This window comes from Streptomyces zhaozhouensis, from assembly GCF_900230195.1.
Taxonomy (GTDB): Bacteria; Actinomycetota; Actinomycetes; order Streptomycetales; family Streptomycetaceae; genus Streptomyces; species Streptomyces zhaozhouensis.
This window is the reverse complement of the sequence record NZ_OCNE01000001.1, coordinates 265211-279829: the sequence shown is the minus strand read 5'-3', so window position 1 is coordinate 279829 and position 14619 is coordinate 265211. Positions and strand designations below refer to the sequence as shown.

General features: G+C 72.0%; 13 protein-coding genes. 11 read left to right on the top strand and 2 right to left on the bottom strand.

Translation table 11 applies throughout. The features are described 5' to 3' along the window. Positions 1 to 211 precede the first annotated feature (211 nt). From ftsZ to CRP51_RS01285, 6 genes are all read left to right on the top strand, one after another. Complete coding sequence (gene ftsZ / locus CRP51_RS01310; RefSeq protein ID WP_097229033.1) at positions 212 to 1447, top strand: cell division protein FtsZ; 1236 nt, start codon at positions 212 to 214, stop codon at positions 1445 to 1447. After that, the gene (gene pgeF / locus CRP51_RS01305) at positions 1444 to 2175 is read left to right on the top strand and encodes a peptidoglycan editing factor PgeF (protein WP_097229032.1); all 732 of its coding nucleotides are present in this window, start codon (positions 1444 to 1446) and stop codon (positions 2173 to 2175) included. The genes ftsZ and pgeF overlap by 4 nt, the downstream gene beginning before the upstream one ends. Further along, positions 2172 to 2903, top strand: a complete 732-nt coding sequence (locus CRP51_RS01300; RefSeq protein ID WP_097229031.1) for a YggS family pyridoxal phosphate-dependent enzyme — start codon at positions 2172 to 2174, stop codon at positions 2901 to 2903. Before pgeF ends, CRP51_RS01300 begins: the two co-directional genes overlap by 4 nt. 134 nt (positions 2904 to 3037) lie before the next feature. Beyond that, positions 3038 to 3661, top strand: a complete 624-nt coding sequence (locus CRP51_RS01295) for a cell division protein SepF (RefSeq protein WP_097229030.1) — start codon at positions 3038 to 3040, stop codon at positions 3659 to 3661. Between the two features lie 70 nt (positions 3662 to 3731). Next, the gene (locus tag CRP51_RS01290; protein WP_097229029.1) at positions 3732 to 4019 is read left to right on the top strand and encodes a YggT family protein; all 288 of its coding nucleotides are present in this window, start codon (positions 3732 to 3734) and stop codon (positions 4017 to 4019) included. Between the two features lie 49 nt (positions 4020 to 4068). Then, on the top strand, positions 4069 to 5385 hold the full coding sequence (locus CRP51_RS01285) for a DivIVA domain-containing protein (protein WP_097229028.1): 1317 nt from the start codon (positions 4069 to 4071) through the stop codon (positions 5383 to 5385). A gap of 112 nt (positions 5386 to 5497) precedes the next feature. Here CRP51_RS01285 and ileS read toward each other — a convergent pair whose 3' ends face one another. Then, complete coding sequence (gene ileS, locus CRP51_RS01280; protein WP_097229027.1) at positions 5498 to 8638, bottom strand: isoleucine--tRNA ligase; 3141 nt, start codon at positions 8636 to 8638, stop codon at positions 5498 to 5500. Positions 8639 to 9101: 463 nt separating this feature from the next. On the opposite strand from ileS, the gene CRP51_RS01275 reads away from it, so the two are divergent. From CRP51_RS01275 to CRP51_RS01260, 4 genes are read left to right on the top strand one after another with little or no spacing between them, the layout of a single operon-like run. Further along, a complete protein-coding gene (locus tag CRP51_RS01275) occupies positions 9102 to 9566 on the top strand; it encodes a TraR/DksA family transcriptional regulator (protein ID WP_245880295.1) in 465 nt (154 codons plus the stop codon). Between the two features lie 42 nt (positions 9567 to 9608). Further along, positions 9609 to 10262, top strand: coding sequence for a signal peptidase II (gene lspA, locus CRP51_RS01270; protein ID WP_097229025.1), 654 nt, complete (start codon positions 9609 to 9611; stop codon positions 10260 to 10262). A gap of 25 nt (positions 10263 to 10287) precedes the next feature. Continuing rightward, positions 10288 to 11229 carry an RluA family pseudouridine synthase gene (locus CRP51_RS01265; protein ID WP_097229024.1) on the top strand — a complete coding sequence of 314 codons (942 nt, stop codon included), beginning with the start codon at positions 10288 to 10290 and terminating at the stop codon, positions 11227 to 11229. A 10-nt stretch (positions 11230 to 11239) separates the two neighbouring features. Next, on the top strand, positions 11240 to 12832 hold the full coding sequence (locus CRP51_RS01260) for a Na+/H+ antiporter (RefSeq protein WP_097229023.1): 1593 nt from the start codon (positions 11240 to 11242) through the stop codon (positions 12830 to 12832). Between the two features lie 19 nt (positions 12833 to 12851). Here the strand turns inward: CRP51_RS01260 and CRP51_RS01255 are convergent, their stop codons facing one another. After that, positions 12852 to 13904, bottom strand: coding sequence for a mechanosensitive ion channel family protein (locus CRP51_RS01255; protein ID WP_097229022.1), 1053 nt, complete (start codon positions 13902 to 13904; stop codon positions 12852 to 12854). A 150-nt stretch (positions 13905 to 14054) separates the two neighbouring features. Between CRP51_RS01255 and CRP51_RS01250 the strand changes: the two genes are divergently transcribed. Further along, positions 14055 to 14618, top strand: a complete 564-nt coding sequence (locus tag CRP51_RS01250) for a dienelactone hydrolase family protein (protein ID WP_097229021.1) — start codon at positions 14055 to 14057, stop codon at positions 14616 to 14618. Position 14619 lies beyond the last annotated feature (1 nt).

Genomic DNA, 14619 nt, shown 5'->3' with positions numbered 1-14619 from the left:
AAAAACAGGAGGTTCGGCGTGTTCGTTGAACGCGCACCACTTATCGACTTAGTGTCCGTTCCTAGGAATCCAAGGAACGGCAAGCACAGGTAACCCTAAACTTGAACGCTAGGGTTAGGGGCGGCTTATCACCCGTCCCATCGGCATCAGTCGGCGCACTGCGGCACCACGCGGAGCGGCGACACGTAAATCGAGGCGAGAGGCCTTCGACGTGGCAGCACCGCAGAACTACCTCGCAGTCATCAAGGTCGTCGGCATCGGCGGCGGTGGCGTCAACGCCATCAACCGGATGATCGAGGTCGGTCTCAAGGGCGTCGAGTTCATCGCGATCAACACCGATGCGCAGGCGCTGCTGATGAGCGACGCCGACGTCAAGCTGGACGTCGGCCGCGAACTGACCAGGGGTCTCGGCGCCGGCGCCAACCCCGAGGTGGGACGCAAGGCTGCCGAGGACCACCGCGAGGAGATCGAGGAGGTCCTCAAGGGGGCCGACATGGTCTTCGTCACCGCGGGGGAGGGCGGCGGCACCGGCACCGGCGGCGCCCCGGTCGTGGCGAACATCGCGCGTTCCCTGGGGGCCCTGACCATCGGCGTGGTCACCCGCCCGTTCACCTTCGAGGGGCGGCGGCGGGCCAACCAGGCCGAGGACGGCATCGCGAGCCTCCGCGACGAGGTCGACACCCTGATCGTCATCCCGAACGACCGTCTGCTGTCGATCTCCGACCGCCAGGTGAGCGTTCTCGACGCCTTCAAGTCCGCCGACCAGGTCCTTCTCTCCGGTGTGCAGGGCATCACCGACCTGATCACCACCCCCGGCCTGATCAACCTCGACTTCGCCGACGTCAAGTCCGTGATGTCGGAAGCCGGTTCGGCGCTGATGGGCATCGGCTCGGCGCGCGGCGACGACCGCGCGGTGGCCGCGGCGGAGATGGCGATCTCCTCCCCGCTGCTGGAGGCCTCCATCGACGGCGCCAGGGGCGTGCTGCTCTCCATCTCCGGCGGCTCCGACCTCGGTCTCTTCGAGATCAACGAGGCGGCCCAGCTGGTCAGCGAGGCGGCGCACCCGGAGGCCAACATCATCTTCGGCGCCGTCATCGACGACGCCCTCGGCGACGAGGTCCGGGTCACCGTGATCGCGGCCGGCTTCGACGGCGGCCAGCCGCCCTCGCGCAACCGCGACAAGAGCCTCTCCGCCTACGGCGCCAAGGAGGAGTCCGGCTCCCTTGGCTCCGAGCGGCCGAGCGAGCCGGAGCCCGAGCGCCCGTCGTTCGGCGGCCTCGGCACCCTGCCGCCCCGCGAGCCGGCCTCGCTCTCCGAGCGCGACAGCGAGCCCGCCCCGGTCGAGCCGGCGCGCGAGACCCCGAAGAGCTCCCCGCAGGTCCCCTCGGCCCGCCCGTACGAGGGTGGTCAGGCCGAGGAGCTGGATGTCCCCGACTTCCTGAAGTGATAACCCACGAGAGCACCGCGAGCGGCGCCCACTTCGCCTTCACCGACAGGGAGGGCGGGGTGAGCGCCGCTCCCCGTGCGAGCGCCAACCTCGGCGACGCCGTCGGCGACGACCCGGCCGCGGTCGCGACCAACAGAGCTTCCGCCGCCCGGGAGTTGGGCCTTGACCCGGCCCGGGTGCGCTGGATGCGCCAGGTGCACGGCGGCGAGGTCGCCGTCGTGGACGGAACGTCAGCGGACGGCGGTCCGCCCCGGGTCGACGGCCTGGTGACGGCCGAACGGGGGGTGGCGCTGGCCGTGGTCACCGCCGACTGCGTCCCGGTGCTGCTGGTCGACCCCGAGGCCGGAGTGGCCGGCGCGGCCCACGCGGGCCGGCCCGGGCTGCTGGCCGGCGTGGTGCCGGCGACGGTCGAGGCGATGCGCGCGTGGGGCGCGCGGCCCGAGCGCGTGGTGGCCCGCACCGGGCCCGCGATCTGCGGGCGCTGCTATGAGGTGCCGGCCGAGCTGGCCGAGACGGCGGACCAGGCGGTGCCGGGCAGCGCCGCCGAGACCTCCTGGGGGACCCCGGCGATCGACATCCCCGCGGGGGTGCGCCGGCAGTTGGCCGACGCCGGGGTGGGCGACGTCTCCTCGTCCGAGGTCTGCACCCGGGAGTCCGAGGCCCACTTCTCCTACCGCCGCGCGTCAATCACCGGCCGGCAGGCCAGCTATGTGTGGGTGGCGCCATGAAGGAGACGGGGGCGCGCGCCGCCGAGCTGGCCGCCAACCTCGCCCGGGTGGAGGAGCGCGTGCGGACGGCGTGCGAGGCCGCGGGGCGCGCCAGGTCCGAGGTGCGGCTGGTGGTCGTGAGCAAGACGTATCCGGCCGAGGACGTGCGGCTGCTCGCGGGCCTCGGTGTGCGGGAATTCGCGGAGAACCGGGACCAGGAGGCGGTCGCGAAGGCGGCGTCCTGCGCGGATCTTCCCCTGGTCTGGCACTTTGTGGGGCAGTTGCAGACAAACAAGGCCCGTTCGGTGGCGGAGTATGCGGATTATGTGCATTCCGTGGACCGGATAAAGCTGGTCAACGCACTCTCGGCAGCGGTGCGTCGGCGGGAGCGCCCCTCGCTGAACTGTCTGATTCAGGTGGCTCTGGAAAAGGAGTCGGGCGAGGGTGAGGGACGCGGGGGAGCGGCGCCGGCGGAGGTCGGGGCGCTGGCCCGCGCGGTGGCCGACGCCCCGGGGCTGCGGCTGGCCGGGCTGATGACGGTCGCTCCGCTCTCCGGAGGCTTCGCGGGACGCCCGGCGGCGGCCTTTGACCGACTGATAGAAATTTCCAGGGACCTGCGCGCGACCGATCCTGCTGCGAACATGGTCTCCGCCGGTATGAGCGCCGACCTGGAGGAGGCGATCGCGGCGGGGGCGACACACGTACGCGTCGGCAGCGCGGTGCTCGGCGTCCGTCCCGCCCTCGGGTAACGTCGCCAAACGAGGGGCCAGAGTCGAAAATATGGTCATCCCCGAGGAATTCGGGCAGATTAGCGCAGATTATCGTGGATCTTCCCCGGCCCTTCCGGCCGAAGCCGATCCACCACAGAGCGGAGGACGCAGCGATGGCTGGCGCGATGCGCAAGATGGCGGTCTACCTCGGCCTCGTGGAGGACGACGGCTACGACCGCCCGGGGTACGGCCCCGATGACGAGTTCGAGCCCGAGCCGGAGCCGGAGCGCAACCGGCGTCAACCGGCGCACGAACCACCGGCGAGGGAGCGCGCGGACGAGCCGGCACGGGTGGTCCACCCTCCGGCCCAACGGGAGACGGAGCCGACGCCCGCGCCCGTGCTCACGGACAGCAGACGACCCGGGAGGATCGCTCCCGTGTCTTCCATCACACCAGAACGACAGAACGTGGAGAAGAGCGCGCCCGTGATCATGCCCAAGGTCGTGTCGGAGCGGGAGCCGTACCGGATCACCACGCTGCACCCCAGGACCTACAACGAGGCCCGTACCATCGGGGAACACTTCCGCGAGGGAACCCCGGTGATCATGAATCTGACCGAGATGGACGACACCGACGCGAAGCGACTTGTCGACTTTGCGGCTGGTCTGGTCTTCGGTCTGCATGGCAGCATCGAGCGAGTGACGCAGAAGGTGTTCCTGCTGTCGCCTGCTAACGTCGATGTAACGGCGGAGGACAAGGCCCGGATCGCTGAGGGCGGGTTCTTCAACCAGAGTTGACAGCAGGCAGAGCAGGACCGAGTGACCCGGCACGGGGCCGGGCACGGACCAGGGGAGAGGTACCGGCGGGATGGGCATCGTTCAACAAGTGCTGTTGATCGCCTTGTACTGCTTCCTCGGGCTGTTGCTCTTCCGCCTCGTGATGGACTGGGTCCAGTTGTTCGCGCGATCCTGGTCGCCCGGCAGCAAGCCGATGATTGTCGCCCTGGAAGCCACCTACACTGTCACAGATCCGCCACTGAAGACGCTGCGGAAGGTCCTTCCGCAGCTCCGCTTCGGGGGTGTGGCCCTTGATCTGTCCTTCTTCGTGTTGATGATCATCGTCTACATCCTGATCAACGTCGTGGCCAGCCTGTGAACGAGTACGGTCTTGCCGCTATGCCGACGATTTACGTTGAGGTGAAGAGATGCCGCTGACTCCCGAGGACGTGCGGAACAAGCAGTTCACGACCGTCCGTCTGCGAGAGGGCTACGACGAGGACGAGGTCGACGCCTTCCTCGACGAGGTCGAGGCGGAGCTGACCAGGCTGCTCCGAGAGAACGAGGACCTGCGCGCGAAGTTGGCCGCGGCGACCAGGGCCGCCGCGCAGAACCAGCAGAACATGCGCAAGCCGGAGCCTCAGGAGCGACCGGGTGGCGGGCAGATGCCGGCCATATCAGGACCGGGTCAACAGCAGCAGCAGATGGGCGGCCCGCCGCAGCTGCCCGCGGGACCCGGTGGTCCCGGTGGCCCGCAGGGTCACCCCGGTGGTCCCGGTGGTCCGGGTCCGATGGGTGGTCCCGGTGGGCCCGGCGGTCCTGGGGGGCCCGGTCCGATGGGCGGCCCCGGCGGACCCATGGGCGGTCCCGGCCAGCAGCATCAGCAACACCCCGGCGCCCCGGTGCCGATGGGCGCCCACGGCGGTCCCGGTGGCCCGCAGGGTCATCCCGGTGGTCCCGGTGGTCCCGGTGGTCCGGGTCCGATGGGTGGTCCCGGTGGGCCCGGCGGTCCTGGGGGTCCCGGTCCGATGGGCGGTCCCGGCGGACCCATGGGCGGCCCCGGCCAGCAGGCCGGCGGCAACGAGAGCGCCGCGCGGGTGCTCTCGCTGGCGCAGCAGACCGCCGACCAGGCGATCGCCGAGGCGCGTTCCGAGGCCAACAAGATCGTCGGTGAGGCCCGCAGCCGCGCCGAGGGGTTGGAGCGGGACGCCCGCGCCAAGGCCGACGCGCTGGAGCGGGACGCGCAGGAGAAGCACCGGGTCGCGATGGGCTCCCTGGAGTCCGCCCGCGCCACCCTGGAGCGCAAGGTCGAGGACCTGCGCGGCTTCGAGCGCGAGTACCGCACGCGACTGAAGTCGTACCTGGAGAGCCAGCTGCGGCAGTTGGAGAGCCAGTCGGACGACTCGCTCGCCCCGCCGCGCTCGCCCGCCGCACCGGCGCCCTCGCTCCCGCCGTCGCCCCAGCCGTCGCTCGCGTCGGCCGGCGCGCCCTCCGGCGGTCCCGGCGGAGGCAGCCTCGGCGGCCACCAGTCGCTCGGCGGCAACCAGCAGATGGGCGGTCACGGCGGGCACGGCGGCGGCCACGCCGGCCCCGGCCAGAACGGCCCCTCCTCGTACGGCGGCCAGCAGCAGATGGCGCCGGCGATGACCCAGCCGATGGCACCGGTGCGGCCGCAGGGTCCGCAGCCGATGCAGCAGGCGCCGTCGCCGATGCGGGGCTTCCTGATCGACGAGGACGACAACTGACCTTCCGTCCTCGACGGTCGGATCACCGAAGGGGCGGGGCCCGGACACTGAGTCCGGGCCCCGCCCCTTCGCTGTCTCTCCGGGGGCCTTCGCGGGGGGTCTTCGCGCCAGGTCAGAGACGGCGGAGCCAGAAGGTGGCGCCCAACGCCTCGTCGCCGAACGGGCCGAGGAAGTCCTCCCCGCCGTCGCCCTCCGCGAAGTCACCGGCCAGCACCTCGCTGGAGACCAGCGCCTGGTGGTCGGTCAGCGCCCGCACGGTCTCCTGGTCCTCGGCGGCCCACCGGACGGCGATCCGGTCGGCGACCTCAAGACCGCTGTTCTTCCTGGCCTCCTGGAGCAGCCGGATCACGTCCCTGGCCAGCCCGGCCCTGCGCAGCTCCGGGGTGAGCTCCAGGTCGAGGGCGACCGTGGCCCCCGTGTCGGAGGCGACCGCCCAGCCCTCGCGCGGGGTCTCGGTGATGATGACCTCGTCCGGGCTGAGCGTGACCCGTTCACCGTCCACCTCGACGGTGGCCGTGCCGGCGCGCAGCGCCGCCGAGAGCTCCGCGGCGTCCGCCTCGGCGATCGCGCGGGCGACGGGCTGGGTGCCCTTGCCGAAACGGCGGCCGAGCGCGCGGAAGTTGGCCTTGGCCGACGTGTCCACCAGCGAGCCGCCCATCTCGGCGAGCCCGCCGAGGGTGAGGACGTTCAGCTCCTCGGCGATCTGCTCGCGCAGATCGTCGCCGAGCAGCTCGAAGCCCTGGGCGGCGACCAGCGCGCGGCTCAGCGGCTGGCGGGTCTTCACGCCGGACTCGGCGCGGGTCGCCCGGCCGAGCTCCACCAGCCTGCGGACCAGCAGCATGTCGCTGGAGAGATCGGCGTCCACCAGCGACAGGTCGGCCTCCGGCCAACCGGCCAGATGGACCGAGTCGGGCGCGCCCGGGGTGACCGGCACCACCAGGTCCTGCCACACCCGCTCGGTGACGAACGGGACCAGCGGCGCCATCAGCCGGGTGACCGTCTCCAGCACCTCGTGCAGGGTGCGCAGCGCGGCCGGGTCGGCCTGCCAGAAGCGGCGGCGCGAGCGGCGGACGTACCAGTTGGAGAGGTCGTCGACGAAGGTGGAGACCAGCTTGCCCGCGCGCTGGGTGTCGAAGTCGTCCATGGCCTCGGTGACCATCTTGACCAGCGCGTTCAGCTCGCTCAGCACCCAGCGGTCCAGCAGCGGGCGCTCGGCGGGCGCCGGGTCCCGCTGCCCGGGGACCCAGCCGCCGGTGCGGGCGTACAGGGCCTGGAAGGCGACCGTGTTCCAGTAGGTGAGCAGCGTCTTGCGCACCACCTCCTGGATCGTGCCGTGCCCGACCCGCCGGGCCGCCCAGGGGGAGCCCCCGGCGGCCATGAACCAGCGGACGGCGTCGGCGCCGTGCTGCTCCATCAGCGGGATGGGCTCCAGGATGTTGCCCAGGTGCTTGGACATCTTCCGGCCGTCCTCGGCCAGGATCAGCCCGAGGCAGACCACCGACTCGTAGGACGAACGGTCGAAGACCAGCGTGCCGACGGCCATCAGCGTGTAGAACCAGCCGCGCGTCTGGTCGATGCCCTCGCAGATGTACTGCGCCGGATAGTGCCGCTCGAACTGCTCGCGGTTGCGGTACGGGTATCCCCACTGGGCGAACGGCATGGAGCCGGAGTCGTACCAGCCGTCGATGACCTCGGGCACCCGGGTGGCCGTCGCCGCGCAGCCGTCCTCGGGGCAGCCGAAGGTGACCGCGTCCACGTAGGGCCGGTGCGGGTCGAGCCCGGACTGGTCGGCCCCGGTCAGCTCGGTCAGCTCGGCGAGCGAGCCGACGCAGGTCAGGTGGCCCTCCTCGCAGCGCCAGATGGGCAGCGGGGTGCCCCAGTAGCGGTTCCTGGAGAGCGCCCAGTCCACGTTGTTGTTGAGCCAGTCGCCGTAGCGGCCGTGCTTGACCGACTCCGGGTACCAGTTGGTCCGCTCGTTCTCCCGCAGCAGCTGGTCGCGCACGGCGGTGGTGCGGATGTACCAGGACGGCTGTGCGTAGTAGAGCAGCGGGGTGTGGCAGCGCCAGCAGTGCGGGTAGCTGTGCTCGTAGGCGACATGGGCGAAGAGCCGGCCGCGGGCGGCGAGATCGGCGGTCAGCGCCTCGTCGGCCTTCTTGAAGAACTGGCCGCCGACCAGCTCCAGCCCTTCCTCGAAGGTCCCGTCGGCGCGGACCGGGTTGAGCACCGGAAGACCGTAGGCGCGGCAGGTCAGCAGGTCGTCCTCGCCGAACGCGGGGGACTGGTGCACCAGCCCGGTGCCGTCCTCGGTGGTGACATACTCCGCGTTCACCACGTAGTGCGCCCGCGCGCCCCCGAAGTCCAGCAGCTCGAACGGCCGTTGGTAGTCCCAGCGCTCCATCTCCGCGCCGGTGAACGTCTCGCCCGTCGGCTCCCAGCCCTCGCCCAGCGCGCGGCCCACCAGCGGCTCGGCGACCACCAGGCGCTCCGTGCCGTCGGTCGCCACGACGTAGGTGACCTCGGGATGGGCGGCGACGGCCGTGTTGGAGACCAGCGTCCAGGGGGTCGTCGTCCACACCAGCAGCGAGGCGTCGCCCGCCAGCGGTCCCGAGGTGAGGGGGAAGCGGACGAAGACCGAGGGGTCCACGACCGTCTCGTAGCCCTGCGCCAGCTCGTGGTCCGACAGGCCGGTCTCGCAGCGCGGGCACCAGGGGGCGACCCGGTGGTCCTGGACGAGCAGGCCCTTGTCGAAGATCCGCTTCAGCGACCACCAGACCGACTCGATGTACTCGGGGTCCATCGTGCGGTAGGCGCCCGCGAGGTCGACCCAGTACCCCATGCGGCGGGTCAGCTCGTCGAACGCGTCGGTGTGGCGGGTGACCGACTCGCGGCACCTGGCGTTGAACTCGGCGATGCCGTACGCCTCGATGTCCTGCTTGCCGGTGAAGCCCAGCTCCTTCTCCACGGCCAGCTCGACCGGCAGGCCGTGGCAGTCCCAGCCGGCCTTGCGGGTCACGTGGTAGCCCCGCATGGTGCGGTAGCGCGGGAAGACGTCCTTGAAGACCCGGGCCTCGATGTGGTGGGTGCCGGGCCGGCCGTTGGCCGTGGGCGGGCCCTCGTAGAAGACCCACTCGGGCCGGCCCTCGGACTGCTCCAGGCTGCGGTCGAAGGTCTTCTCCCGCTCCCACAGCGACAGGATCTCGTGCTCCAGGGCCGGCAGCTCGACCTGGGGTGGTACATGGCGGTACTGCGTCATCGGACCGTCCTCCGGCGGGACATGGCGTTCTCCGTCCGGAGGGACGAGAGCACGCGCTCCCGCGGTACCACCCTCCTTGGCCGGGGCCGCTGGCCCGGCCCGCTCGTTGGGCCGCGATGCCGGATCTACTCGCCCGCTGGGCTTTCCGCCGGCGGCTCCGGGGTGATCTTCACATCGGGCGGACCCCCGGGCTTCCACCGTCCCCGGGTCGCTTCGGGCCGCTGACGACGCTACTCGTCCCCTTCCACGCCTTTCGCTGCGACCAGTGTACGGGCGCTCGGGGCCCCGCGTTGACCGGTTATCCGGGGGCCGGGCGGGGCACAACGCAGATGCGGACCGGCGTGGCCTCACGGCGGAGCCCCGTGGTCGATTTATCGTTCCGGACACGATTCGCCAGCAAGATCACACTATGTGAGGGATCGCGTCAGCGACGCGGGGGCCCGGGCAGACAGGAGCCGAGCAGGTGGCAACGAAGAAGAGCACCACGCAGCAAGGGGCCGAGGCCACCTCGACCATGGACCCGGCCGCGCCCGACGGGCTGGCGGTCCGTGCCGGTGAGGACCCCTGGACCGCCGAGGAGGTCGCGGAGGCCCGCGCCGAGCTGACCACCGAGGCCGACCGGCTGCGCGCGGAGATCAGCGCGGCCGAGGAGGCGCTCACCGGCCTGATGCGGGACTCGGGCGACGGCGCGGGCGACGACCAGGCGGACACCGGCTCCAAGAACGTGACGCGCGAGCACGAGATGGCGCTGACCACCAACAACCGCGAGATGCTCTACCAGACCGAGCGTGCCCTGCGGCGCATGGAGGCCGGCACCTACGGGCTCTGCGAGAAGTGCGGGAACCCGATCGGCAAGGCGCGGATGCAGGTCTTCCCGAGGGCCACGCTCTGCGTGGACTGCAAGCAGAAGCAGGAGCGCCGGTTCTGACGGACTTCCGAGCCTCGTACTGCCGTGTCGTACCCTCGTTCCGTGAGCGAGGCGGAGCGAACCATCGATACCCCCGAAGATTCCCCACAGGTCGCCGAGACCCCGGGGGACGCCGTGCGTGAGGACGACGCGAAGCCCGGGGAGGAGCCCGCCTCGGAGGAGGGCGCCGCGACGCGGGAGGACGAGCCCGCCGGCCCGCGCGGGCCGCGCCGGGTCGGGGTGCTCGCCGTGGTGGCGGGGCTGGCCTATCTGCTGGACCTGGCCACCAAGATCTGGGTCGTCGAGTACCTGGAGAACCCGGACCCCAACCGCAGCATCGACGTCATCGGCGAGTGGCTGCGTTTCGAGGCGGTGCGCAACCCCGGCGCCGCCTTCGGGTTCGGCGAGACGCTGACCGTCATCCTCACCTGCATCGCGGCCACCGTGGTCGTGGTGATCATCCGACTGGCCCGCAAGCTGCACAGCGCGCCCTGGGCGGTGGCCCTCGGCCTGCTGCTGGGCGGCGCCCTGGGGAACCTGACCGACCGGCTGCTGCGCTACCCCGGCGTCTTCGAGGGGCACGTGGTCGACTTCATCGCCCCGAAGCACTTCGCCGTCTTCAACCTGGCGGACTCGGCGATCGTCTGCGGCGGCATCCTGATCGTGCTGCTGTCCTTCCGCGGCCTCGACCCCGACGGGACCGTGCACCGGGACTGATGTCGTTTCGGGCATACTCGTTCGGGTGAGCACGCTTCCCGAAAACCGCACCCTGCCCGTACCTGAGGGACTGGAGGGGGAGCGGGTAGACGCCGCGCTCGCCCGGATGCTCGGCTTCTCCCGCACCAAGGCCGCGGAGCTGGCCGCGGCGGGCAAGGTGCGACTGGACGGGGCCGAGGTCGGCAAGTCCGAACGGGTGACCGGCGGTTCGTGGCTGGAGGTCGAGATGCCTGCGCCGCCCGCGCCGGTGCGGGTGGTGGCCGAGCCGGTGCCCGGGATGGGGATCATCCACGACGACGACGACCTGGTGGTCGTCGACAAGCCCGTCGGCGTCGCCGCGCACCCCAGCCCCGGCTGGCGCGGGACGACCGTGATCGGGGGGCTGGCCGCGGCCGGGTTCCGCGTCGCCACCTCCGGCGCGGCGGAGCGGCAGGGCATCGTGCACCGCCTGGACGTGGGGACCTCGGGGCTGATGGTGGTCGCCAAGTCCGAGTCGGCCTACAGCGATCTGAAGCGGCAGTTCCGCGAGCGGACCGTGGACAAGCGGTACCACGCGGTCGCCCAGGGCCATCCCGACCCGCTCTCCGGCACCATCGACGCGCCCGTGGGGCGCCACCCGACGGCCGACTACAAGTGGGCCGTGGTCGCCGAGGGCAAGCACGCGGTGACCCACTACGACCTGGTCGAGGCGTTCCGGGCGGCCAGCCTGCTGGACATCAGGCTGGAGACCGGCCGCACCCACCAGATCCGGGTCCATCTGTCGGCGCACCGGCATCCCTGCGTCGGCGACCTCACCTACGGCGCCGACCCGACGCTGGCGCGGCGTCTCGGCCTGACCAGGCAGTGGCTGCACGCCGTGCGGCTGGGGTTCGCGCACCCGGCCGACGGCCGCTGGGTGGAGTTCGCGAGCGACTATCCGGACGACCTCGGCCACGCCTTGACGGTTCTGCGCGAGGAGAGCGCGTAGGAAAGACCGTGTGGACCAACTGACGCTGCTCTTCGCCCTGTTGCTCGGCTCCGTCGTGACCGTGCCGCTGGCGGAGTGGCTGCGCGTTCCGGCGCCCGTGGTGATGACCGTCCTCGGCGGCGGCCTGGCGCTGCTGCCGGCGGTGCCCGAGGTGTCGCTGCCGCCGGAGCTGATCCTGCCGCTGGTGCTGCCGCCGGTGCTCTACGCGGCGGTGCAGCGCACCTCCTGGCGGCAGTTCGCGGCCAACGTCCGCCCGATCCTGCTGCTCGCCGTCGCGTTGGTCTTCGTCACCACGGGCGTGGTGGCCGCCGTCGCCCAGCTGGTGGTCCCCGACCTGCCGCTCGCGCCGGCCGTCGCCCTGGGCGCGCTGGTCGCGCCGCCCGACCCGGTGGCGGCCACGGCGGTGGCGGGCCGGCTGGGGCTGCCGCGCCGGATGGTGTCGATCCTGGAGGGCGAGGGCCTCTTCAACGACGTCACCGCCATCACGCTCTACCACGTGGCCATCGCGGCGGCCGTCACCGGATCGTTCTCCGCGTGGGGCGCCGGCGGCGAGCTGGTGCTGTCGGCGGTGGTCGCGGTGCTGGTGGGACTGGTCCTCGGCTGGCTGACCGCCCGGCTGCTCGTGGTGCTGGGGGACGCGACGCTGCGCACCGGGCTGACGCTGCTGGTGCCGTTCGCCGCCTACGCGGTGGCGGAGGAGCTGCACGGCTCCGGGGTGCTCTCCGTGCTGGTCGCCGCGCTGTTCCTGGGGGAGCTGGCCACCGACCCGGACGACGTGACCGGGCGGCTGACCGGGCAGAGCTTCTGGGCGGTGATGGACCTGCTGGTCACCGGCGTCGCGTTCGGGCTGATCGGCCTGGAGCTGAACGCGGTGCTGGCGGCGGCCGCCGGGCGGTGGGGCGAACTGCTGCCCGCCGCCGGCCTGACGCTGGTCGCCGTGGTGCTGGTGCGGCTGGTGTGGCTGCTGCCGGCGGCCTGGCTGGCGAAGCGGCTGCATCGCGGCGCCGACCTCCGGGAGGACATCCCGTTCAGCTGGCGGGAGACGGTGATCATGTGGTGGTCGGGGATGCGGGGCGTGGCCTCCGTGGCGCTGGCGTTGGCCGTGCCGCTGACGGTCGACGACGGGGGCGCCTTTCCCGAGCGGGACGCGATGGTCTTCGTCGCCTTCGCCGTGGTGGTCGGCACCCTGCTGATCCAGGGGCTGACACTGCCGTGGCTGGCGACCAGGCTCGGCGTGCGGGGGGACAGCGGGGCCGAGGAGGCGCTGGAGCACGAGCTGGCGGTGCGGGCGGCGAGCGCCGCCAAGGACCGGCTGCGGGAGATCGCCCGGGAACGCGAGCTTCCGGAGGAGGTCACCGAGGCGCTGCTGCGGCGGGCCTACGAACTGGGGACGCGGATCTCCCCGCGGATGGCGGAGGAGGAACGCCGCGACCAGGTCTCGCACCGGGTGCGGCGGGCGCGGGAGTTTTCGCTGCTGCACGCCGAGCTGCTGTCGGCGGCCCGGCGGGCGGTGCTCGACGCCAGGGCCGAGCCCGGCACCGATCCCGAGGTGGTGGACCGGGTGCTCAACGCGCTGGACCGCCGGGGCCTGCCGCACGGCTGAGCGCGGCGCCCTCCGCGGCTCAGACCCCGGGCGTCGGCGCGACGGCGGCCGGGGAGGTCGCCACGCGGGGCAGGGCGTAGGGGTGCTGGTCCCGCAGCCAGGTGATCAGCTCCTCGCGGACCGCGCAGCGCAGCGTCCACACGTCGTCCGCGTTCCTGGCCGACATCGCGGCCCGCACCTCGATGGTGGTGGGCGTGGTGTCGGTGATCACCAGGCTCCAGGAGCGGCCGTCCCAGTCCTTGCGGCCGAGCAGGAACTCCTGGAGGCGCTTGCGGAGCTCGGCGACGGGCGCGGTGTGGTCCAGGTGGAGGAAGACCGTGCCGGTGATCTCGTTGCCGCCGCGCGACCAGTTCTCGTAGGGCCTGCTGTTGAAGTAGGAGACCGGCATGGTCAGTCGGCGGTCGTCCCAGATGCGGACGGTGAGGAACGCCAGGGAGATCTCCTCGACGGTGCCCCACTCGCCCTCCACCACCACGGTGTCGCCGATCTTCACCGAGTCGCCGAAGGCGACCTGGAGGCCGGAGAACAGGTTGCCCAGCATCGACTGGGCGGCGACGCCGGCGATGATGCCGATGACGCCGGCCGAGGCCAGCATCGACGTGCCCAGGGTGCGCAGCCCGGGGAAGACCAGCAGTATCGCCACGGCCGCGGCGACCACGGCGAGGACGGAGGTGACCACCCGCCGCAGCATCGCCAGCTGGGTGCGGAACTGGCGCACCCGCGCCTCCTCCTGCGTGCGGGAGGCGTAGCGGGTGAGGATGTTCTCCGCGACCGCGTTGGCCACCCGGATCGCCAGCCAGCCGGCGGCGGCGATGGTGACGGTGGCCAGCACGCCGTGGAAGACGTCGTTGCGGCGCAGTTCGAGATCGAACAGGTCGTAGGCGATCTGCACGGCCGACGAGGCCAGCAGGACCTGGAGCGGCAGTTGGCAGCGGCGCAGCAGCCCCCAGATGCGGGTCTCGCCGTGGCGCGCGTCGGCGACCCGGAGCATCCGGTCGATGATCCAGCCTATGACCAGGGTGAGCGTGACGGTGCCGCCGATCACCAGCAGCGGGCGCAGCACGTCATCCATCGCATCCCTCTTCGTTTCCCTCGGGTTTCCCGGCCCCCCCGCCGGGTCGGTGTCGGTTCGTTCGGGCAGGGCCCTGGGGGCAAGGCTAACTGGCAGGATGGGAGCGCCCTGTCAGACGAGGAAGGCGGCCCGACGACCGTGAGCGATGTCATGCTTCTCCACTCCGCGTACGGCCTGCGGCCCGCCGTCCTGGAGGCGGCCGAGCGGCTGCGGTCCGCCGGGCACCGGGTGTGGACGCCCGACCTCTACGACGGCCGCACCGCCGAGACGGTGGAGGAGGGGATGGCGATCAAGGACGAGATCGGCCGCGACGAGCTGCTGCGGCGGGCGATCGCGGCGACCGCCCCGCACTCGGACGGCGGCGTGGTCTACGCCGGCTTCTCGCTGGGCGGTTCGCTGGCGCAGACCATCGCGCTCAACGACGCGAGGGCGCGCGGGCTGCTCCTCCTGCACGGAACGGCCGACATCGCCGAGGAGACGGCCGTCGACGACCTGCCGACGCAGCTGCACGTCGCCGACCCCGACCCGTTCGAGCCGCACGACTGGCTGACCGCCTGGTATCTGCGGATGGGCAGGGCGGGCGCCGACGTGGAGGTCTTCCGCTACCCGGGCGCCGGGCACCTGTACACCGATCCGGGGCTGCCGGACCACGACGCGGAGGCGGCCGAGGCGACCTGGCGGGTCGCGCTCGGCTTCCTGGCCGAGCTGGGCTGAG